This window comes from Sphingomonas sp. NFR15, from assembly GCF_900103265.1.
In the GTDB taxonomy this organism is placed as follows: Bacteria; Pseudomonadota; Alphaproteobacteria; order Sphingomonadales; family Sphingomonadaceae; genus Sphingomonas; species Sphingomonas pollutisoli.
This window is the reverse complement of sequence record NZ_FMWX01000003.1, coordinates 369363-390799: the sequence shown is the minus strand read 5'-3', so window position 1 is coordinate 390799 and position 21437 is coordinate 369363. Positions and strand designations below refer to the sequence as shown.

22 protein-coding genes are annotated in these 21437 nt (G+C 68.7%); 10 read left to right on the top strand and 12 right to left on the bottom strand.

Annotated elements, in window-relative coordinates:
* Positions 1 to 16 precede the first annotated feature (16 nt).
* The 10 genes from BLS81_RS09850 to coxB form a co-directional block, all read right to left on the bottom strand.
* On the bottom strand, positions 17 to 880 hold the full coding sequence (locus BLS81_RS09850; RefSeq protein WP_093223447.1) for an RsmD family RNA methyltransferase: 864 nt from the start codon (positions 878 to 880) through the stop codon (positions 17 to 19).
* 127 nt (positions 881 to 1007) lie between these two features.
* Complete coding sequence (gene thrC / locus BLS81_RS09845) at positions 1008 to 2408, bottom strand: threonine synthase (RefSeq protein WP_093223446.1); 1401 nt, start codon at positions 2406 to 2408, stop codon at positions 1008 to 1010.
* Positions 2409 to 2567: 159 nt separating this feature from the next.
* On the bottom strand, positions 2568 to 3185 hold the full coding sequence (locus tag BLS81_RS09840) for an SURF1 family cytochrome oxidase biogenesis protein (protein ID WP_256326169.1): 618 nt from the start codon (positions 3183 to 3185) through the stop codon (positions 2568 to 2570).
* Complete coding sequence (locus BLS81_RS09835; protein ID WP_093223444.1) at positions 3182 to 3565, bottom strand: DUF983 domain-containing protein; 384 nt, start codon at positions 3563 to 3565, stop codon at positions 3182 to 3184. The genes BLS81_RS09840 and BLS81_RS09835 overlap by 4 nt, the downstream gene beginning before the upstream one ends.
* Before the next feature lie 10 nt (positions 3566 to 3575).
* Entirely contained in the window at positions 3576 to 4490 is a 915-nt protein-coding gene (locus BLS81_RS09830; protein WP_093223443.1) for a cytochrome c oxidase subunit 3, read from the bottom strand.
* Positions 4491 to 4524: 34 nt separating this feature from the next.
* On the bottom strand, positions 4525 to 5058 hold the full coding sequence (locus BLS81_RS09825) for a cytochrome c oxidase assembly protein (RefSeq protein WP_093223441.1): 534 nt from the start codon (positions 5056 to 5058) through the stop codon (positions 4525 to 4527).
* Positions 5055 to 5189: a hypothetical protein gene (locus BLS81_RS21070; RefSeq protein ID WP_256326168.1), complete on the bottom strand. Its 135-nt coding sequence runs from the start codon at positions 5187 to 5189 to the stop codon at positions 5055 to 5057. The genes BLS81_RS09825 and BLS81_RS21070 overlap by 4 nt, the downstream gene beginning before the upstream one ends.
* Positions 5189 to 6094, bottom strand: a complete 906-nt coding sequence (locus BLS81_RS09820; RefSeq protein ID WP_093223440.1) for a heme o synthase — start codon at positions 6092 to 6094, stop codon at positions 5189 to 5191. The genes BLS81_RS21070 and BLS81_RS09820 overlap by 1 nt, the downstream gene beginning before the upstream one ends.
* Before the next feature lie 84 nt (positions 6095 to 6178).
* Complete coding sequence (ctaD, locus tag BLS81_RS09815) at positions 6179 to 7870, bottom strand: cytochrome c oxidase subunit I (protein WP_093223438.1); 1692 nt, start codon at positions 7868 to 7870, stop codon at positions 6179 to 6181.
* A gap of 3 nt (positions 7871 to 7873) precedes the next feature.
* The gene (gene coxB / locus BLS81_RS09810) at positions 7874 to 8971 is read right to left on the bottom strand and encodes a cytochrome c oxidase subunit II (protein ID WP_093223437.1); all 1098 of its coding nucleotides are present in this window, start codon (positions 8969 to 8971) and stop codon (positions 7874 to 7876) included.
* A gap of 214 nt (positions 8972 to 9185) precedes the next feature.
* Between coxB and pyrE the strand changes: the two genes are divergently transcribed.
* From pyrE to BLS81_RS09785, 5 genes are all read left to right on the top strand, one after another.
* The gene (gene pyrE / locus BLS81_RS09805; protein ID WP_093223436.1) at positions 9186 to 9770 is read left to right on the top strand and encodes an orotate phosphoribosyltransferase; all 585 of its coding nucleotides are present in this window, start codon (positions 9186 to 9188) and stop codon (positions 9768 to 9770) included.
* Positions 9771 to 9867: 97 nt separating this feature from the next.
* Positions 9868 to 10596 (top strand): pyridoxine 5'-phosphate synthase, encoded by a 729-nt coding sequence (locus BLS81_RS09800; RefSeq protein WP_093223434.1) that lies wholly within the window; start codon positions 9868 to 9870, stop codon positions 10594 to 10596.
* Between the two features lie 106 nt (positions 10597 to 10702).
* Positions 10703 to 11113: a holo-ACP synthase gene (gene acpS, locus BLS81_RS09795; protein ID WP_093223432.1), complete on the top strand. Its 411-nt coding sequence runs from the start codon at positions 10703 to 10705 to the stop codon at positions 11111 to 11113.
* A gap of 4 nt (positions 11114 to 11117) precedes the next feature.
* Positions 11118 to 11999, top strand: coding sequence for a signal peptidase I (gene lepB, locus BLS81_RS09790; protein WP_093223431.1), 882 nt, complete (start codon positions 11118 to 11120; stop codon positions 11997 to 11999).
* Entirely contained in the window at positions 11996 to 13081 is a 1086-nt protein-coding gene (locus BLS81_RS09785) for an AI-2E family transporter (RefSeq protein WP_093223429.1), read from the top strand. The genes lepB and BLS81_RS09785 overlap by 4 nt, the downstream gene beginning before the upstream one ends.
* Before the next feature lie 40 nt (positions 13082 to 13121).
* Here the strand turns inward: BLS81_RS09785 and BLS81_RS09780 are convergent, their stop codons facing one another.
* Entirely contained in the window at positions 13122 to 14303 is a 1182-nt protein-coding gene (locus BLS81_RS09780; protein ID WP_093223428.1) for a glycosyltransferase, read from the bottom strand.
* Between the two features lie 199 nt (positions 14304 to 14502).
* On the opposite strand from BLS81_RS09780, the gene BLS81_RS09775 reads away from it, so the two are divergent.
* Genes BLS81_RS09775 through BLS81_RS09765 form a run of 3 tightly spaced genes read left to right on the top strand, consistent with a single transcriptional unit; the run spans position 14503 to position 17175 of the window.
* The gene (locus tag BLS81_RS09775) at positions 14503 to 15456 is read left to right on the top strand and encodes a hypothetical protein (protein ID WP_338061561.1); all 954 of its coding nucleotides are present in this window, start codon (positions 14503 to 14505) and stop codon (positions 15454 to 15456) included.
* On the top strand, positions 15443 to 15979 hold the full coding sequence (locus tag BLS81_RS09770) for a DUF2141 domain-containing protein (protein WP_093223426.1): 537 nt from the start codon (positions 15443 to 15445) through the stop codon (positions 15977 to 15979). The genes BLS81_RS09775 and BLS81_RS09770 overlap by 14 nt, the downstream gene beginning before the upstream one ends.
* A gap of 5 nt (positions 15980 to 15984) precedes the next feature.
* A complete protein-coding gene (locus BLS81_RS09765; RefSeq protein ID WP_093223425.1) occupies positions 15985 to 17175 on the top strand; it encodes a glycosyltransferase in 1191 nt (396 codons plus the stop codon).
* Here the strand turns inward: BLS81_RS09765 and BLS81_RS09760 are convergent.
* Positions 17162 to 18604 (bottom strand): DUF2029 domain-containing protein, encoded by a 1443-nt coding sequence (locus tag BLS81_RS09760; RefSeq protein WP_093223423.1) that lies wholly within the window; start codon positions 18602 to 18604, stop codon positions 17162 to 17164. The genes BLS81_RS09765 and BLS81_RS09760 overlap by 14 nt on opposite strands.
* A 79-nt stretch (positions 18605 to 18683) precedes the next feature.
* Here BLS81_RS09760 and BLS81_RS09755 point away from each other — a divergent pair, with 79 nt between their 5' ends.
* Together BLS81_RS09755 and BLS81_RS09750 are read left to right on the top strand one after the other, a co-directional pair.
* Positions 18684 to 20318, top strand: coding sequence for an alkaline phosphatase D family protein (locus BLS81_RS09755; protein ID WP_093223422.1), 1635 nt, complete (start codon positions 18684 to 18686; stop codon positions 20316 to 20318).
* A 28-nt stretch (positions 20319 to 20346) separates the two neighbouring features.
* Positions 20347 to 21426 (top strand): DUF2252 family protein, encoded by a 1080-nt coding sequence (locus BLS81_RS09750; RefSeq protein ID WP_093223420.1) that lies wholly within the window; start codon positions 20347 to 20349, stop codon positions 21424 to 21426.
* Positions 21427 to 21437 lie beyond the last annotated feature (11 nt).

Sequence of the window (21437 nt, the reverse complement as noted above, 5' to 3'; positions counted from 1 at the left end):
CGGGCCGGGGCGACGATCACCGCCGCCAGCGTGCGAAGATCGCGGTCGGCAGCAGCAAGCCGCGCGCTTCCTCGCGGACCGCCATCTCGCCGACTTCGACCGTGCCGCCGAGATCGCCAAGCGCCTGTTTCAACACCTCGCCAATCGCGAGCGCCGACATCCGCACCGCATAGACGGTCAGCACCAGGAACTTGCTGTCGGCATCGAGCAGCCGGCGGCAGTCGGCGATCAGGCCGGGCAGCCCCTCTTCGAGCCGCCACACCTCGCCATCGGGGCCGCGCCCGAACTTGGGCGGATCGAGGAAGATGCCGTCGTAGCGCTTGCCGCGCCGAACCTCGCGCGCGGCGAACTTGGCGGCATCATCGACCATCCAGCGGATCGGGCGATCGGCGAGATCCGACAGGAACGCGTTGGCCTTGCCCGCCTCGACCGATTTCTTCGAGGCATCGACATGCGTCATCGCCGCACCTTTCGCCGCCAGCGCGAGCGTGCCGACGCCGGTATAGCCGAACAGGTTGAGCACGGAATCGCCCTCGGCGACCGCGCCGCGCATCCACGTCCATTGCGGCGCCATGTCCGGGAAGAACGCGAGATGGCGGAACGGCGTGTTCTGCGCGGTGAACAGCAGCTCTTCCCAGCGCACGTGCCACCCGCCGCGCGGCACGTCGCGCGACAGATGCCAGCGCCCGCCGCCCTCCTCGTCCGATGCGCCGATGAAATCGCCATCGGCTTCCCAGGACTCGGATGCGGGCGCCCACATCGCCTGCGCTTCGGGGCGGATGAAGCGGAAGCGGCCGTAACGTTCGAGCTTGCGGCCGTGGCCCGAGTCGACGAGGCCATAATCGGCCCACGGCTCGGCGATGAGGGTTTGGAGTTGCACTATTCCCCTCCCTGGAAGGGAGGGGTTAGGGGTGGGTAGGTTTCGGGGAAACGCATCGACAGCCTCAGGCCAACCCACCCCCGACCCCTCCCTTGTTCAAGGGAGGGGAGAAAGAAGGCCGCAGCCTTCACCGCGCCACCGCGCGTTCGGCGATATACGCCGTCACCGCCGCGAACGTACCGGGCAGCGTCGCATAGCGTTCCTCGCGGTCGAACAGATCGCCGACGCGCGCGGGCAGGCTCGGGCGGATGCCGGTGGCGCGTTCGACCGCGTCACCGAACTTGGCGGGATGCGCGGTCGCGAGCGTCACCACCGGCACGTCCGCCGGCAGCGCGGCGCGGCGCGCGGCGGCGAGGCCGATCGCGGTGTGCGGGTCGATCACCTGGCCAGCATCCTCGTTCGCCCAGCGCATCGCCAGCGCCATGTCGTCGAGATCGACCCGGTCGCTGGCGAACAGCGCCGAAGCGCCCTCGGCCTGCGCATTGGTGAGCCGCATCGCCTTGGTCGCTTCGAAGCCGCGCATCTGCGCGGCGAGCGCGGGGCCGTCGCGGCCGCCGAGATCGAACAGCAGCCGCTCGAAATTGCTCGACACCTGAATGTCCATCGACGGGCTCGGCGTCGGCACGACGGTGCCTTGCGAGTAATCGCCGGCGCTGAGCGCGCGGTGGAGGATGTCGTTGACGTTGGTCGCGACGATCAGCCTGGCGACCGGCAGCCCCATCTTGGCAGCGACATAGCCCGCGAACACGTCGCCGAAATTCCCGGTCGGCACCGAGAAGGCGACCGCGCGCTCGGGCGCGCCGAGCCGGACGGCGGCGTAGAAATAATAGACCACCTGCGCCATCAGCCGCGCCCAGTTGATCGAATTGACCGCCGACAGCGCGAACTTCCCCGAGAAGCCGGGATCGTTGAACATCGCCTTCACCAGCGCCTGACAATCGTCGAAACTGGCATTCTCCAGCGCGAGATTGTGGACGTTGGGGGCGAGCACCGTCGTCATCTGGCGGCGCTGCACCTCGGACACGCGGCCCTTGGGGTGGAGCATGAAGATGTCGACGCCGGCGCGGCCGGCGAGCGCGTCGATCGCCGCCGAGCCGGTATCGCCCGAAGTCGCGCCGACCACGGTGACGTGGTGTTGCGAACCGCTGAGGAATCGCTCGAACAGCAGCCCGAGCAATTGCAGCGCGACATCCTTGAACGCGAGCGTCGGGCCGTGGAACAGTTCGAGCAGCCAATGCTGGTGATCGAGCTGAACGAGCGGGGTGACGGCGGCGTGGGCGAAGCGGCCATAGGCTTGCTCGCACAGCGTCCGCAGATCTTCGCGCGAGAGCGTGCCCTCGACGAACGGCGCCATCACCGCGACGGCGGTATCGACATAGGATGCGCCGCGCAGCGCGCCGATCTCCTCGGCCGAAAGGCTCGGCCAGGCGTCCGGCAGATACAGGCCGCCGTCGCTGGCGAGCCCGGCGAGCGTGACCTGTTCGAAATCGAGGGCGGGCGCATCCCCGCGCGTGCTGATGTAGCGCATAGGCCGGCCGGGTTAGCGGTGCGCGCGGGTGATCGCAACCTGCCGTTGGCGACGCGCGCGTCCGAAAGCCGGCCTATCCCTCCGTTCGTGCCGAGCGCAGTCGAGGCACATGCGCGTGAGACGGTCCCTCGACTTCGCTCAGGACGAACGGACGGAGAGTCACGACCTGCCGCGCTTACGCAACGCCAGCCCATAGATCACCGCCGCCACGCCCGCGAACACGAACCACTGCACCGCATAGGCGAGGTGGTTGTTCGGCACCGACGACAGATCGGCCGGCGGGTTCGCCGCCAGCCCGGCGAGTGGCGGATCGGCGACCAGCATCAGCGGCTTGGGCGCGTGGCCGAACAGCCCGGCGATCAGCGGCTGGTGATCGGGGGCGTGAGCGAGATAGCCGCGCACCGCGCCGCCGCCCCATGCCGGCTTGGCGTTGGGGGCGCCGGCGACGCCGATCTGCACCGCGAAGCCCGGCCCTTCGGCGCCGGTACGGCATTGCGCGATCTGGCGCCAGCCGGGCTTGCCCAGCGCGTCATGCCCGCCCTCGGCGCGCCAGCCGACCGGGCGCAGGCAGAACGCCTCCGCGCGCCTGAAGAGCAGATCGTCGCCGATCGGCACGCGCGGGAAGGCGATCGGCGGCAGGTCGCGGTTCGCCGCAAGCCGCGCGAGCAGCGCCGCCTTCTCCGCCCTACGCTGGAGCTGCCACACGCCGAGCGCGATCATCGCCGCGATCGCGAGCGCGACGAGCGTGGTGGCGAGCACGGGCACGCGCCGCCTCACGGCTCGGTCCGCTCCTCGCGCGCGGCGTTGCGATATTCGCTGACGAGCAACGCCGCTTTGCTGATCCGCAGCGACCAGACCGTCCCGGCGAGCGTGACCGGAATCCACACCAGCGCCTGTACCCAGAACGGCGGCGCGAGCGCGAGTTGCAGCGCGATCGCCAGCCCGACGACGAGCGCGCCGAGGATCAGGATCAGGAACGCGGCCGGCCCGTCACCGACGTTGAAGGCGGCGATATCGAGCCCGCACACCCGGCACCGGTCGGCGAAGGCGATCCAGCCGCGGAACAGGGTCGGAGAACCACAGCGCGGGCACAACCCCTTGAGCGACGCCGCGACGAGCGGCGGCGCGGACGGCGTCACCGGATCGGGAGCCGTCACCGGCCCGCGCTCATCCCGCGTGGACCGGCGCGCCCCAACCGCCCCACACATAGATGGCGGCGAACAGGAAGAGCCACACCACGTCGACGAAATGCCAGTACCATGCCGCCGCCTCGAAGCCGAAATGCTGGCGGGGGGTGAAGTCACCACGATAGACGCGCACCAGGTTCACGATCAGGAAGATCGTGCCGATGATGACATGGAAGCCGTGGAACCCGGTCGCCATGAAAAAGGACGAGGTGTAGTTGATCCCCTTGAACGGGAACGGCGCCTCCGAATATTCATACGCCTGGATCGAGCTGAAGAGGATACCGAGCACGATCGTCAGCCATAGCCCCTTCTTGACGCTGTCATTCTCGCCGACGCCGATCAGGCCCCACAGCCCTTTGAGCGCGCCGCCGCGCTGGTTGTGGATCAGCGCATGGTGCGACCAAGTGAGCGTCGTGCCCGACAGCAGCAGGATCAGCGTGTTGAGCAGCGGGAAGCGGAAGGCGTCGATCACCTCCATCCCCTTGGGCGGCCACACCGCCTGCGCGGCGGCGGCATCGGTGGCGAGGCTGACGGTGTGGCTCGCCGCGTCGTAGATCAACGGGCGCGGGAACAGCGAGAAATCGAAGAACGCCCAGAACCAGCCGACGAAGAACATCACTTCGGAGGCGATGAACAGCACCATGCCGTAGCGCAGGTGGAGCTGGACGACCGGGGTATGGTCACCGGCATGCGCCTCGGTGATGACCTTGCTCCACCACAGGAACATCGTGGCGATCACAAGCGCGACGCCGAGGAAGAACACCGCGCCGCCGTAAGCCGCCGAATGCATCCACATGATGCCGCCGACCGCCATCACCCCGCCCGCGAAGGCGCCCATGATCGGCGCGATGTCGGGCGGCAGGATATGATATGCGTGGTTCTTCGCGCCGGCCATCTCTCTCGTCCCCGTTTATCGGTTTGGTATCACCCTAGCTCTTGGTCTTCGCGGAATCCACCGGGTAAAATGTGTAACTGAGCGTGATCGTCTGGACGTCGTTCGCGTCGGGATCGGCGAGGATTTTGGGATCGACGAAGAAGATCACCGGCATGCGCGCGGTCTCGCCCGGCTTCAAGGTCTGCTGGGTGAAACAGAAGCACTGGATCTTGGTGAAATATTTGCCGACCTGATAGGGCGTGACATTGAACGTCGCGCTGCCGGTGATGGTGTGGTCGGTCGTGTTGGTGGCGGTGAAGAACGCCATGTCGCGCGCGCCGACGTCGACCGTGTCGCTCGGCGATTCCGGCATGAACTTCCAGCCCATGTGCGGCGCGACATTGGCGTCGAAATCGACGCGGATCTTGTGGTCGACCGCGCCGGGCGCGACCTTGGCGCGCTGCGTCGTGCCATTGAGCCCGGTCGCCTGGCAGAACATCCGGTACAGCGGCACGCTCGCCCAGCCGAGGCCGGTCATGAAGCATACACCCAGCAGGGCGAGCAAGGCCGTGCGGGTGTTGCGGGTCAATGCGCCATCCCCGCCTTGATCTTGGCGATGGTGATCGCGAACACCAGCACCACGAACGCCCCGAGGATCAGCCCCAGCACGAGCGCGCGCGACCTCTGCCGCGCACGGATTTCATCGTCGCGCTTGCCCATCAGCGCAGCCACGCATCGGCGACGACCGCGCCGAACACGATGAACAGATACAGGATCGACCAGGCGAACAGGCGCTTTTCGGGCACCATCTTGTCGTCCGGCCCGGTGGTGCGCGTCGCGACGCGGAGGACGAGGCCGGCGAACACTGCGGTCGTGACGAGCGCGACCACGCCATAGACCAGACCGCTCAACCCCAGCGCCCAGGGCGCGAGCGCGGTCAGCGCCATCGGGATCGTGTAGAGGCCGATCTGCCGTCGGGTGGCGAGCTCGCCCGCCACGACCGGCAGCATCGGGATGCCCGCCGCGCCGTAATCGCTACGCATGAACAGCGCGAGTGCCCAGAAATGCGGCGGCGTCCACAGGAAGACGAGCGCGAACAGTAGCAGCGGCAGCGGCGCGACCCCGCCAGTCGCCGCCGCCCAGCCGATCAGCGGCGGGAACGCGCCGGCGGCGCCGCCGATCACGATGTTCTGCGGGGTGCGACGCTTGAGCCAGACGGTATAGATCAGCACGTAGAACAGGATCGAGACGGTCAGGATCGCGGCGGCGACGAGGTTCACCGCCAGCCCCATCAGGATCACCGAGAAGGCCGCGAGCCCGACGCCGAACTGGAGCGCGGTCTCGCGGTCCATCCGCCCGGCCGGAAGCGGGCGGCGCTCGGTGCGGCGCATCTTGGCGTCGAGATCGGCCTCATACCATTGGTTGAGCGCCCCCGCCGCGCCCGCGCCGAGCGCGATGCACAGGATCGCGGTGAAGCCGATCACCGGATCGACCGCCACCGGCGCGGCGAGCATTCCGCACAGGCCGGTGAAGACGACGAGCGTCATGACGCGCGGCTTGGTGAGCGCTAGAAAATCGCGCGCGTGCGCGGGGAGGTCGGGTGAAGGCGCGGTGGTGACGGTCATGATGCGACCGCGCCATACAGCCGCGCGCGCGGCGCGGAAAGGCCGCGATCCGAAACGATCGCGGCCGTTTCCGTCAACGCACGGTCAATGGTGGCCATCGCCGCCGTCGATCACCGGCAGCGTCTCGAACTGATGGTAGGGCGGCGGGCTCGAGAGCGTCCATTCGAGCGTCGTCGCGCCATCGCCCCACGGGCTGTCGCCCGCCGCACGCCCCGCGACCAGCGACCAGATGATGTTGACGAAGAAGAAGATCATCGAGAACGCCATGACCATATAGCCGATCGTGGCGAAGTGGTTCCAATATTCGAGGCCATCGGTGTAATCGGGCACGCGGCGCTGCATGTTCTGGAGGCCCAGAAAGTGCATCGGGAAGAACAGCATGTTCACGCCGACGAAGAAGATCGCGAAGTGGATCACGCCGAGCGCTTCGTTGTACATCCGCCCCGACATCTTGGGGAACCAGTAATAGAAGCCCGCGAACAGCGAGAACACCGCGCCGAGCGACAGCACGTAATGGAAGTGCGCGACGACGTAATAGCTGTCCTGCATGTAATCGTCGATGCCGCCGTTGGCGAGCACCACGCCGGTCACGCCGCCGACGGTGAACATGAAGATGAAGCCGATCGCCCACAGCATCGGCGTCTTGAACGTCATGCTGCCGCCCCACATCGTCGCGATCCACGAGAAGATCTTGATGCCGGTCGGCACCGCGATCACCATCGTCGCGGCGGTGAAGTACATCTTGGTGTTCACGCTGAGGCCAGTCGTGAACATATGGTGCGCCCACACCACGAAGCCGACCACGCCGATCGCCACCATCGCATAGGCCATGCCGAGATAGCCGAAGATCGGCTTCTTCGAGAAGGTCGAGATGACGTGGCTGACGATGCCGAACCCCGGCAGGATCATGATGTACACTTCGGGATGGCCGAAGAACCAGAACAGATGCTGGTACAGGATCGGGTCACCGCCGCCGGCCGGATCGAAGAAGGTGGTGCCGAAATTGCGGTCGGTCAGCAGCATGGTGATCGCCGCGGCGAGCACCGGCAGCGAGAGCAGCAGCAGGAAGGCGGTCACCAGCACCGACCAGACGAACAGCGGCATCTTGTGGAGCGTCATGCCCGGCGCGCGCATGTTGAAGATGGTGGTGATGAAGTTGATCGCGCCGAGGATCGACGACGCGCCGGCGAGATGCAGCGACAGGATCGCCATATCGACGCTCGGCCCCGGCTCGCCATAGGTCGAAAGCGGCGCGTAGAGCGTCCAGCCGGTGCCGGCGCCGCCGAAGAACGGCGAGGCGAGCAGCAGCGCGAACGAGGGAATCAGCAACCAGAAGCTGATGTTGTTCATGCGCGGGAAGGCCATGTCGGGCGCGCCGATCATGATCGGCACGAACCAGTTGCCGAACCCGCCGATCATCGCCGGCATCACCATGAAGAACACCATGATGAGGCCGTGCGCGGTGATGAGCACGTTCCACAGATGCAGCGAATGGTCGAGGCCCTGCTCGCCACCGGGCAGATACGCCGCCCAGGTGGTGAGATACTGGATGCCGGGATGCGCGAGTTCGGCGCGCATCAGCCCGGAGATACCGCCGCCGATGATCCCCGCGCAGATCGCGAAGATCAGATATAACGTGCCGATGTCCTTGTGGTTGGTCGACATGAACCAACGCGCGAAGAAGCCGGGCGCATGGTGCGCGTCATGGTCGGCATGGCCGTGGCCGTGATCGCCATGCGCCTCGAAGGCGGACGGATGGAGCGCGGTGTCGGTCATGCCTTATTGTCCCGCATTGCCGGCGCCGGCAGGGTTGGCCGTGGCGCCTTGAGTGACTGTCGGAGCCTCCGCCGTCGCATTGTCGGCGGGCGCGGTGGAATTGCCCGCTTCGAACGCGGCGCCGGTCTCGGGGAGCGGCTGCGCGGCGGCGACGGCGGCGGCAGGCTTGGCGCTCGGCATCGTGCCGCCCTTCGCCTTCACCCACTGCGCGAACACCGCCGGCGACACCGCCTCGACGGTGATCGGCATATAGCCGTGGCGCGCGCCGCACAGTTCGGAGCAGACGCCGAAATAGACGCCCGGCTTCTCGATCGTGAAGCTCGTCTCGTTGAGCCGGCCCGGCACCGCATCGAGCTTGATCCAGAAGGCGGGCACGCCCCAGCTATGGATCACGTCGTTCGAGGTGGTGATGAGGCGGATCGGCACGCCGTAGGGCAGCACGACGCGATTGTCGGTGGCGAGCAGGCGCGGCCCGTCGGCGTCGGTGCGCGCGCGCTCGCCCTTGCCGACCTCGTTCCTTTCCTTGAGCATGTTGGCCGTGATCTCGAACCCGCCATTGTCGGGATATTGATACGACCAATACCATTGGTTGCCGATCGCCTTGAGCGTCACCGCATTGTCGGGCGCGGGCTTGAACTGCGCGTTGAGCAACCCGATCGAGGGCAGCGCGATGCCGAGCAGGATCAGCACCGGCAAGCCCGTCCACAGCACTTCGAGCACGGTGTTGTGCGAGGTCTTGGTCGCGACCGGCTGCGCGGCGCGGCGATAGCGCACCACCACCCAGGCGAGCAGGATCAGCACGAACACGCAGATGATGGTGATGAGCGGGAACAGGATCGCGTCGTGGAACCACAAGGCGCGACGGCCATTGGGCGTCACCTGCGGCTGGAGCGTCACGTGGCCGTCGACCGGCATGCCGACCCCGGCGACCGGCAGCATCGCGGGCGCGCCGTCCATCGCAAGCATCGGATCGGTCTTGGCGGGGGCCGTGGCGGCGGCGGGCGCGGCCGCCGGCGCGGCGGGGGCAGCGGCGGCTTGCCCGAGGCCGGCAAGCGCGAGGCCCGCGGCGAGTACGATGCCCTTGAAGCCCAAAATCCGCATCCCGTATCCTCGCCCCTGTAGAATACGCCGAGTCCTGCTGCGACGCCGGGCGAGATTACGCCCAAATTTTTCCGACCTATACGCAAGCGATCCGCCGCCCTCAAGCGCGAAGCCGCGTTTATTTGGCGGCGCGCCGGGTCGCGGGCGTTGCGCGGCGCCGGCCGCCCCCCTAATCAGGCGCACCCCGTCAGCCCAAATCGACCGAGCGAGCGCGATGACCGAAGACCAAGTCCTGGCCGAATTCCGCGCCGCCGACGCGCTGCTCGAAGGCCATTTCATCCTCTCGTCCGGCCTGCGCAGCCCGCGCTACCTGCAATGCGCGCGCGTGCTGATGGACCCCAGGCGTGGCGCGCGGCTCGCCGAGGCGCTCGTCGCCAGCCTGCCAGCGGACATACGCGAAAGCATCGAGGCGGTGGTCTCGCCGGCGATGGGCGGGGTGATCGCGGGACACGAAATGGGCCGCGCGCTCGGCGTCGAGGCGATGTTCCTCGAACGACCCGAAGGCGTGTTCGAGCTGCGCCGCGGGTTCCGCCTCGCGCCCGGCACGAAGGTGCTGATGATGGAGGACGTGGTGACGACCGGCCTCTCCTCGCGCGAGGCGATCGCCGCGATCGCCCGTGCGGGCGGCGAGACCGTGGCGGCGGCGGCGCTGGTCGACCGCTCGAACGGGACCGCCGATCTGGGCGTGCCGTTCTTCCCGCTGGTCCGCATCGACGTGCCGACCTACGCCGCCGACGCGCTGCCGCCCGAGCTGGCGGCGATTCCCGCGATCAAGCCCGGCAGCCGGGCGGCGGCGTGATGCGGTTCGCCCCCATGCCGTTCGTGCCGAGCGAAGTCGAGGCACCTGCGCTCCGGGCCTGTCCCTCGACTGCGCTCGGGACGGACGGGGGACGGAAGTGACCAACGCCCTCCGCCTCGGCGTCAACATCGATCATGTCGCGACGGTGCGCAACGCGCGCGGCGGCGCGTATCCCGATCCGGTACGCGCGGCGCTGCTGGCGGCGGAGGCGGGTGCGGACGGCATCACCGCGCATCTGCGCGAAGACCGCCGCCACATCACCGACGACGACATCGCGCGGCTGTCGGCGGGGCTGACGATCCCGCTCAATTTCGAGATGGCGGCAACCGACGAGATGCGCGCCATCGCGCTGAACCATCGCCCGCATGCCGCGTGCATCGTCCCGGAAAAGCGCGAGGAGCGCACCACCGAGGGCGGGCTGGATGCGGCGGGCCAGTTCGCGCAGCTCGCGCCGCTGGTCGCCGACCTGTCGGCGGCGGGCATCCGCGTGTCCTTGTTCATCGAACCTTCGGCGGCGCAGATCGAAGCGGCGGTGCGGCTCGGCGCGCCGGTCGTCGAGCTGCATACCGGCCGCTATTGCGAGCTTTCGGGCGCGGACCGGAGCGCGGAACTGCGGCGGATCGCCGATGCGGCGGCGCTGGCGGCGAAGAATGGGATCGAGGTCCATGCCGGGCACGGGCTGACCTATGACAATGTCGCGCCGATCGCGGCGATCCCGCAGGTGCGCGAGCTCAACATCGGCCATTTCCTGATCGGCGAGGCGATCTTCCTCGGGCTGGCCGAGAGCGTGCGGCGGATGCGCGACGCGATGGACGCGGCGCGGTGAGCGGCAGGTTTCGTCGCCCCGGCGCAGGCCGGGGCCGCCGCGTTTCGGGCGACCGGCGCGCCAAACAGCCCAGCGGCCCCGGCCTGCGCCGGGGCGACGAGGCTTTATGATCATCGGGCTCGGCTCGGACCTGTGCAATATCGAGCGCATCCAGAACTCGCTCGACCGTTTCGGCGAGCGTTTCGAACAGCGCGTGTTCACCGAGGTCGAACGGCGCAAGGCGGCGCGGCGGCCGTTCACCAAGGCGGGCACGCTCGCCAAGCGCTTCGCCGCCAAGGAAGCCTTTTCGAAGGCGGTGGGAACGGGTTTCCGCGCCGGCGTGTTCATGAAGGACATCGGCGTCGTCAACGCCCCCTCGGGCGCGCCGACGCTGGCGCTGACCGGGGGCGCACGCGCGAGGCTTGACGCGATCACCCCCGAAGGCCACGTCGCCTTGGTGCATCTGACCCTGACGGACGATCACCCCTGGGCGCAGGCGTTCGTCATCATCGAAGCCGTACCGCGTACAGGAAGTTGACTGCATGAGTGAGGACGTAGCGTTGGACCCCGCACACGAACCGGCCGAGACCGCCCGCCCCGCGCCGGCGCGCCGGACCGACTGGTGGGCGGAGATACGCGGCATCGTCTGGCTGGTCCTCGCGGTGCTCGGCTTCCACACCTTCATCGCCAAGCCCTTCTACATCCCCTCGGAATCGATGCTGCCGGGGCTGGAGATCGGCGATCAGCTCGTGGTGAGCAAATTCCCCTACGGCTGGTCGTTCATCTCGCCGACCTTCCACCTGCTGCCCTTCATCCACGGACGGCTGTTCGGCCGCCTGCCGGAGCGCGGCGATGTCGTCATCGTCACGCCGCCTGGCACCGAGACCGATTATATCAAGCGCGTGATCGGCCTGCCGGGCGAAACCTTGCAAGTGCGCGGTGGCGTGGTGTTCATCAACGGCGTGGCGCTGCAACGCGGCCCGATCCATTATGCGCGCATTCCGGTCGATACCAACACCAAGTGCAGTGACGACGTCTATCCGGGCGCGCTCGAGACCGGCGCGGACGGCAAGGCCTATTGCCGGCTGCCGCTCGTCACCGAGACGCTGCCCAACGGGCGCCATTACGATACGGTCGAACTCGGCTACAGCCGCGGCGACGATTACGGCCCCGTCAAGATCCCGGCCAATCACGTCTTCCTGATGGGCGACAATCGCGATCGCAGCTCGGACAGCCGCTTTCCGCTCGCCGCGCCCGATCTCGGCCTGGGCGGGCCGGTGCCGTGGGAATATCTCGGCGGTCGCGCCGAATTCATCACCTTCTCGAAGAGCGGTGACGGGACGTGGAACCCGCTGACCTGGGGCCAGTCGTTCCGCGCCGGCCGCGCCGGCACCTCGCTCCACCCGGCGCGAAACCCGCAATGAGCGACCACCCACCGCTGGTCATCTCCGCCGAACCGGGGCCGAACGAGCTTCGCGACCCCTTCGTCCGCAAGGAGATGAAGCGCGCGGCGGTCTGGTTCGGCGTGGGCGGCACGCTCGCGCTGGTCGTGCTGCTGATCCAGCCCTTGCTCATCATCTTCGGCGGACTGGTCTTCGCCGCCATGCTCGATGGCGGCGTCCGCCTGCTCGGCAAGGTGCTGCCGATCCCGCGCGCGTGGCGGCTGGTGATCGTCGTGGTGCTGACCGTGATCTTCATCGTCGGCACCGGCTATCTGACCGGGATGCAGGTCGCCGCGCAGTTCGAACAATTGCGCGCCACGCTGATGGCGCAGGCGATGCGGCTGATGGCGTGGCTGTCGAGCATCGGGCTGATGCCGGGCAAGGCCGATATCAACAGCATGATCCAGCAGGCGCTCGGCTCGTTCGGGAAGCTCACCTCGTGGGTCGGCACCGCGATCGGCGCGATCACCAGCCTGGTGATGGTGATGGTGATCGGCCTGTTCATCGCGATGGAGCCGCGCCTCTACGAAGCCGGGCTGCAATGGATGCTGCCGACCGACACGCGCCGCGAATTCGCCATCACGGTCGAACGGATGGCCAAGACGATGCGCAGCCTGCTCGCCGGGCGGCTGCTCGGCATGGCGCTGGAAGGCGTGATGACCGGCATCGCGCTCGCCTTCGCGGGCGTGCCGATGGCGCTGGTGCTGGGCATCATCACCGGCGTGCTCGCCTTCATCCCCAATATCGGCGCGATCGTGAGCGGGCTGATGATGGTCGCGGTCGGCTTCAGCGCCGGCGTGCATACCGGCGTGCTCGCGATCATCATCTATTTCGTGATCCAGACGTTCGACGGCTACGTCGTCATCCCGATGGTCGCGCGCAAGACGGTCGATCTCCCGCCGGCGCTGACGCTGTCGGCGCAGATCCTGACCGGCACGCTGTTCGGCGTGCTCGGGCTCGCACTCGCCGATCCGATGACCGCGATGATCAAGGTCGCGCTCGAGCGCAATTCGGAGCGCACCGCGCGCAAGGATGCCGACGCCGCCGGCGAGGCCGATGCCTAGACTCTGATCGTAACCGGACGTCGCGACGGAAACGCGGCGCTCAGACGCGCTCGCGAACCGGACCGCGCAGGAACGACGCGCAGATCGGCAGTGCCGGCAAGGCCGGTACGGCGACGTTCGCCGCCGGCACGCCGGCGCGGCGCGCCAGCACCAGATCGTCGAACAGCTCGAGATAGGCCGCCGCCGAATCGGCGCCCGGTTGCGGCACCGGCGCGGGGCGCGGCTGGCCGGGGGCGAGCCAATGGTCGAGCGCGGCGACCAGCGCCGCCGGATCGTTCGCATCGACCACCGTGCCGAGTGCCGGCGACGCGATGATTTCGCGCACCGCCACGCTCGAATCGGTCGCGACGACCGGCGTGCCCGCCGCGAGCGCCTCGCGCAGCACGCCGGGCACGCCCTCGAAATCGGAGACCAGCGCCAGCGCCTCCGCATGTTCGATCGCGAAGCTGGGATCGGCGACATGGCCGGGCAACGTGACCCGCTCGCGCAGGCCGAGCGCGGCGACCTGTGCCTCCAGCGCGCCGCGCGCCTCGCCTTCTCCCAGGATCATCAGGCTGATGTCGCGATCGGCGAGCCGCGCGAACGACGCGATCAGCCGGTCCCAGCGCTTCTGCGGGGCGAGCCGCCCGACACCGAGCAGAAACCGTCCGTCGGGCACGGGCGAGCGCGGGGCGTCCGCGACGCGCCGCACCGGCGGATTGGGGATGACACTAAGCTTCGTCGCAGGCAGCCCGGTCGTGCGGATCGCTTCGGACTTCATCGCCGGCGTCATCGCGACGAGATGATCGACGAAATGGCGGTGCCAGCCGAGCCACACGCGATAGGCCGGCGTGAGCGGCCAGCCCTGATCGCGGCGGTCGAGCGCGTTCGAGACCTTGGCGACGATCGGCGGGCACGCGCTGCCCAGCCGCAACCGTATCCACGCGGCGACGGCGGTATAATGGTTGCCGGGGCAGAAGATCAGGTCCGGCGCGAGCCACGCCGCGATCTCCGCGACGCGGGCCATGCCGAGATACGAAGCATCGCCCAGCTCGATCACGTCGACGCCGAGCGGCACCTTGGCGGCGAGCGGACCGGCGGCTTCGCCGATCACCAGCGTCACACGCCTGCCGAGCGCGATCCAGCCCGCTGTCAGGCGAAGCAGGGCATCTTCCACCCCGCCGCCTTTCAACGTCTGCGCATACGTCAGAACATGGGCGGACGGGGCGCGCGGGCTGAGCATCAGGACGTTCCTAACCCCCGATTGTCGCAAAAGTTTCGCACCCGATACGGAAAATGTTGCGATGCGAAAAGGGCGGAACTAGAAAAAGGCTTGAGCATTGTTGAATCCCGTCGGAATCCGATCAGGTTTGCCGATCGCTGGATATCCGGCTAAGCGCCGCCTGTGCTCGACGCGATCGGGCGGTTACGGACTATCCCAGGTGGACAAATTTCCCTTCGGGGCGGCGGCACAGGCGCGTGCCGCCGACTCTCCGGTTCCCCTTCCCCCCGATCTCGCCGGCCTCGAGCCGATGCAGACCATCAAGCGCCGCTGGCCTTCCTATCTCGGCGCGGCGGTGACGGTGGTGATGGTGCTGCTGCTCGGGCGGCAATTGCTGTCGACCGGGTTCGCCGGGCTGGAGCAGACGCTGCCCGACAGCCCGTGGTTCTACGTATTCTTCCTGATGCTCTATTTCTCGTCGGTGACGGGCGATTACATCATCTTCCGCAAATTATGGCGAATCCCGCCGGAGGGCTTCGTCGCGCTGGCGAAGAAGCGAATCGCCAACGACATGCTCAATTATTCGGGCGAGGCGTATTTCTACGCCTGGGCGCGGCAGCGTACCACGCTGGTGGCGGCGCCGTTCGGCGCGGTGAAGGACGTCAGCATCCTCTCCGCGATCGCGGGCAACGCCTTCACCTTCGGGCTGACGGTGGTCGCGCTGTCGCTCTATCTCGGGCTGCTCACGCCGCACCAGCAGCGCATCGCGATCTGGTCGACGGTGATCGTGTTCTTCATGTCGGTGCCCTTCCTGGTCTTCTCGAAGCGCGTCTTCTCGCTCGCGCGGCGGACGCTGTGGTGGATCTTCGGCGTGCATTTCCTGCGGCTGATCGCCGGATCGGTGCTGATCGCGCTGACCTGGCATTTCGGCATGCCGAGCGAATCGATCGGCATGTGGCTGCTGCTCGCGTCGCTTCGCATGATCGTGTCGCGGCTGCCGCTGGTGCCAAACAAAGACCTTTTTTTCGCCTTATCCACTCCACTGATCGGTCAGAGTGACGAGGTGAGAAATCTCATCGCATTGACGGCGGGCCTCACGCTCGTCGTCCATGTGGTGCTGGTCGCGTTGTTCAGCCTGTCCGGGCTGCTGAGGAAGAGACATGCAGGTTCGTAGCCTGGCGGCGCTCGCCGCCGCCCTCGTCGCCATCGGCGGCACCCCCGCGGCCGCGCAGGCCGGCGTGCTCGGCAGCGACAGCGCCGCATGCCTGGGCGGCGGCGGTCCGGCGATTCGCGTCAATGTCGACGGCCTGAAGGACCGGATCGGCGAGCTGAAGCTCGAACTCTATCCCGCCAACGACGCCGATTTCCTCAAGGACGATCGCGATCTCATCAAGGAAGGCAAGTTCTTCCGGCGCGTCCGCGTGCCCACCCCGGCGACCGGCCCGATCTCGATGTGCATCAAGGCGCCGACGCCCGGCAAATACGCGTTGCTGTTCACGCACAATCGCGACGGCAAGAACAAGTTCAACTTCTGGTCGGACGGCGCCGGCTTCCCGAGCAACGAACGGCTCGGCCGGGCGCGTCCGAAGCTCGACATGGCGACGATCAGCGTGCCCGAGGGTGTCGTGACGACCGACATCCATGCACAGTATCTCCGCGGACTGGGCGGCTTCGGCCCGATCAGCAAGGGGAGCTGACGCGCATGCGGATCGTCGACGTCAATGAGTTCTACTCGCCCACCGGCGGCGGCGTTCGCACCTATATCGACCGCAAGATGGGGATCATGGCGGATCTCGGTCACGAGCTGATCGTGATCGCGCCGGGGCAGAAGAACGAGATCGAGGAGCGGCCCGGCGGGGGGCGCGTGGTCTACATCAAGGCCGGGCGGCTGCCGTTCGATCGCAATTACGGCCTGTTCTGGGATCCCGCGCCGATCACCCATGCGCTCGACCAGCTCCAGCCCGATCTGGTCGAAACCTCGTCGCCGTGGCGTCCGCCCTGGGTGGTCGGCAAGTGGCAGGGCGATGCGGTGAAGACCTTCTTCATGCACAACGACAATGTCGCCGCTTATGCGCTGCGCTGGTTCGAGCATCTCGCGCCGGTCGAGCGGATCGAGCGCGCGTTCCTGTGGTACAGCCGGTACATGACCGGCTTCCTCGACCATTTCGACGCGGTCGTCACCAACGGCCCCGCGCTCGAGAAGCGGCTGAAGGCGCGCGGCGTGCGGATCGACGCGTCGATGCCGCTCGGCATCGAGATCGGCCATTTCTCGCCCGATCTGCGCGACGAGCGGCTGCGCGCCGCTTTGCTCGCCCAGTGCGGACTGCCGCCGCACGGGCATCTGCTGCTCGGGCTCGGGCGGCACCATCCCGAGAAGCGCTGGCGGCTGGTGATCGACGCGGTCGAGCGCGCGGGCGCGGACCTGCCGGTCGGGCTGATCCTGCTCGGCGCGGGTGTCGAGACGCAGAAGATCGAGAAGCGCGTCGCGGGCAGCCCGCATATCCGCCTGTTCCGCCCGGTCTATGACCGCGAGCGGCTGGCGCGGATCCTGGCGAGCTGCGACGCGCTAATCCACGGCTCCGAGGCCGAGCCGTTCGGGCTGGTCGCATCCGAGGCGATGGCGGCGGGCCTGCCGCTGATCGTGCCCGATACCGGCGGCTGCGCCGAAGTCGCCGATCCGCGCTCGTCCGAACTCTACACCGCGCGCGACGCCGGCTCGGCGGCGCTGGCGATCGCCCGGCTGTTCGCGCGCGACCAGAAGCTGCTGCGCCGCGCCGCGCATGTCGCCGCCGGCAAGGTCCGCAGCGACCGCGAGCATACGATCGACCTGATGGCCTATTACGAGGGCCTGGTCCGCGCCAAGCGCGAGGGCAAGCGACTCAACGCGGCGTGATATAAAGCCGGAAGCGGCCGCCCGGCACGGCTTGCGCGCGGTAGCCGTGCGCCCGCGCCCACGTCTCCAGCGGACGCTCGAGCCCGGCGTCGCCGCTGGTCCACGCGCCCTCTCCGCCGAGCAGGATCGCGCCCGGCCTGCCGAGCGCGGCGAGCCGGTCGCCCGACACCGCGTGCAGCGCAGGCTCCTGTGCAGGCGTGAGCAGCGCATGGCTGCGGAAATAGAACGGCCCGGCGGCGAAGCGCGGATCGACCGCATACCCGGCGCCGGGCAGGAACTGCGGCGAGAGCGTGACGACCGGGCCGGCAACGCCCGCGCGGTCGAGCGCCGCGCCGATCGCCGCCGACTGGCGCATCGCCGCGATCATCGGCACGCCTGACCGGGCGCCGGCGAGCGCGATGAGGCTCGGCGCCACGCCCGCGATCACGAACACACCGGTCAGCCGCCGCGCGATCCGCCCAGGCGGGCGCGCTTCGATCGCCAGCGCGAAGCGCACGAACAGCGGCGGCAGCACCGGCGCGAGATATTGCCGCCAGGTCGGCGCGGGCATCAGCGCCGCGACGAACGCGGCGAGCAGCAGCGCGTCGAGCAGCAAGCGAGTCGGGTCGCGCCTGCGCTCGCGCGCGACCGCGACGATCGCCACCAGCGCGGGGCCGAGCGCGAGGAACTTGAGCGTGTCGACGAGCTTGGCGAGCGGGCCGAGCTTCCACGCGCGCCCGTCCGCGACATAATATTCCGCCGGCGCGCGGGTCGGGAAGCCGAGCACACCGAAGCCGAACGCAGCCGGATCGTCGCGGTAGAACCAGCCGACCAGCAGCGCCGCCGGCGCCGCCCCGAGCGCGACCAGGAACGGCCGGTGCCGCCGGTCGGCGAGCGCCAGCACACCATAAGCGAGCGCAGGCACCGCATAGGACACTTTCGCCGCCGCCGCGCCCGCGAGCAGCAGCCCGGCGAGCAGCGCCGATCCGGGCGTCGCGCGGCCCAGGCTCGCACGCACCAGCGCGGGCAGCGCGGCGGCGAACAGCGCGAGCGGCAGAGCGTCGTTGCGCGCGGTGCCGATGCTGAACAGCAGGATGTCGCAGCAGCCGAACAGCGCCGTCGCGGTGATCGCGGCGCGCGAGCCCACCCCCGCGAGCCGGCCCGCCCGGTACACGCCGGCAAGCGCTATCACCCCAAGCAGCGCGTTGACGATCCGCAGCGCCGGCCAGGCCCAGGCGCCCGCGATCCCCGCCAGCGGCGCGAACAGCAGCGGCTGGAGCGGCGCCTGAAGATAGAGATAGTCGAGATACGGCAGCCGTCCCCGCGCGCTCAGCCACGCCGCCGCGACATATTGGCTTTCGTCATGGTCGAGCGGCCGCGACAGCGCGAGCAGCGCGAGGAGGACGGCCAGTGCGGACCAGGCGGACACGCCGCGAACCGGAAGCTTCATCGCGCGAGGCTCTAGCGTGTCACGACCGCGAAACAACCCGGCGGCACAGCAGGCGCACCGCCACAAGGATCTTGCCGCCATGACCGTTCACACCCCCCGTCTCGACCGTCGTTCCTTCCTGCTGACCGGCTCGCTCGGGCTGGGGGCGTTCGCGGTGCCGGGCTTCGCGGAGACGCCGAACGTGACCAACGGGCGCGGCTTCACCCACGCGGTGGCGAGCGGCGAGCCGGCCTCCGATTCGATGCTGCTCTGGACGCGCTATGTGCCCGCGAGCGGCGACGCGGTCGAATTGCGCGCCGAGATCGCCGAGACGCCCGACTTCGCGCGCGTGATCGCGAGCGGCGCGCAGATCACCGGGCCGTGGCGCGACCATACCGCAAAGATCACGCTCGACGGGCTGAAGCCCGGCACGACCTATCACTATCGCTTCATCGCGCCCGACGGCAGCTTCTCACCCGTCGGCCGGACGCGGACGCTGCCGGAAGGGCCGGTGCGCAGCTTCCGCGCCGCGATCTTCTCCTGCTCGAACATGCCCTATGGCTATTTCAACGCTTATGGCCATGCCGCCGCGCGCGACGATCTCGATCTCGTCGTCCATCTCGGCGACTATCTCTACGAATATGACCGCAACCATTATCCGACCCCGGCCGAGGCGGTCGGCGGGCGCGTGCCCGAGCCGGCGAGCGAGCTGATCCACCTCACCGACTATCGGCTGCGCTATGCCAGCTATCGCAGCGACCCCGATCTCCAGCGGCTCCACCAGCTCCAGCCGATGATCGTGCAGTGGGACGATCACGAATCGTCGAACGATAGCTGGGAGGGCGGCGCCGAGAACCATCAGGCGAACGAAGGCGATTGGACGCTGCGCAAGATCGCGTCGATCCAGGCGTATCGCGAGTGGATGCCGGTCTCGGACGAGCCGTGGAAGGCCTATGACATCGGCGCTCTCGCCACGCTGTTCCGCACCGAGACGCGGCTGCTCGCGCGCACCCGCCAGCCCGATATCGCGCCGCTGTTCGCGCAGGCCGATCCGATCGCGGCGCTCAAGGCGTTCCGGGACGGCGCGTGGATGGACCCGGCCAAGACGATGATGGGCTCGCAGCAGGAAAGCTGGCTGGCGCATGCGATGCGCGGTTCGGTCAAGCAAGGGCAGCGCTGGCAGGTGGTCGGCTTCGGCACGATCCTCGGCCAGACGGTGATGCCCGAGATCGCGGCGAGCTGGGTCTCGCCGACCGGCCCGGCGCGGGCCCGCGCCTATGTGACCGCGGGCATCGCGGCGGCGAAGCTCGGCCTGCCGTTCAACTATGACAATTGGGGCGGCTATCCGGCGGCGCGGGCGCGATTCCTGCGCTCGGCGCAGACGATGGGCGCCAATCTGCTCGTCCTCTCGGGCGACAGCCACAATGCCTGGGCCTATGATCTCGCGCAGGACGGCACGGCCGCCGGCGTCGAATTCGCCGGGCACAGCGTCACCTCGCCCGGCTACGAATCGCAGATGAGCATCGACCCCAAGACGGTCGCCGCGGCGCTCGTTGCGAGCAACCGCGAACTCAAATGGTGCGATACCAGCCGGCGCGGCTATATGGCGCTGACGCTCACGCCCGACAGCGCGACCAACGAATGGATCATGGTCGATACGATCAAGGCGCATGCGACCGCCTCGAGCATCGGCCACACCGCCAAGGTCTCGCGTGGGCGCAACGTGATGGCGTGAACCGCCGCGCCGGGCCTAGGATCGGCGGATGAGCGACATCCACGATTCGGTCCGGGGCTACGAAGGCTGGCTGCGCGAACAGCTCGGCTACGAGGTCGTCGAGAAGGATCTTGTGCGCAAGCGCGCGAAGATGGCGAAGACCGCCTTCGTTTTCCTGCGCGCAACCTACTGGCGCTGGGCCGAGACGATCCTGTCGATCCGCCCCGACCTCGCCGACGCGGCGCCGGTGCTCGCGATCGGCGACACGCATCTCGAGAATTTCGGGACGTGGCGCGATGGCGAGGGCCGGCTGGTGTGGGGCGCGAACGATTTCGACGACGCGGCGGTGATGCCGTGGCCGCTCGACATCGTCCGCCTCGCCGCGTCGGCGCTGCTGGCGGGCGGGGAATCGGCGGAGGATATCTGCGACGCGGTGTGGGATGGCTATCGCGCCGGGCTCGCCAAGCCGCGGCCGCTGATCCTCGAGCGCGAACATCGCTGGCTGCGCCGCGAGATCATGCTGCCCGAGACCGAGCGCACCGAATGGTGGCGCAAGCTCGCGCCGGGCGCCAAGGCGCGCGCGGCCGGCGCGGCGGCGCCCGCGCGCTTCCATGCGGCGCTGGCGGCGGCGTTCGCGCAAGTGACACCGGATGCCGGTGAGGCTTTGCCGATCTTCGCCCGTACCGCCGGCACCGGCAGCCTCGGCAAGCCGCGCTACGCCGCGCAGATCACCTGGCTGGGCGGCCCGGTGGTGCGTGAGGTGAAGGCGATCCTGCCCCCGGCGTGGGCGGCGTTCGGCCCCGGCACCGACGCGACGATCCGCGCCGGTACGATCGCCCATGCCGAAACGCGCGCGGTCGATCCGCATTACCGTGTCGATGCTGGGCTGGTGGTGCGGCGGCTGTCCCCCAACAGCCGCAAGATCGAGGCGAGCGATGCGGGCGCGGTGCTGATGTCGGCGGAGATGCTGCGGCTGATGGGTCGCGAGATCGCGACCTGCCATGCGGGCGACCTCGCGCGGCTCGCCGCGGTGCGCGCCGACGCCGCACGCCGCGACGCCGACTGGCTGCGCGATCACGCGCGCGCCGCCGCGAAGGCGGTGAAGCGGGACTTCAAGGCGTTCGCGTGATCCGCGACGAC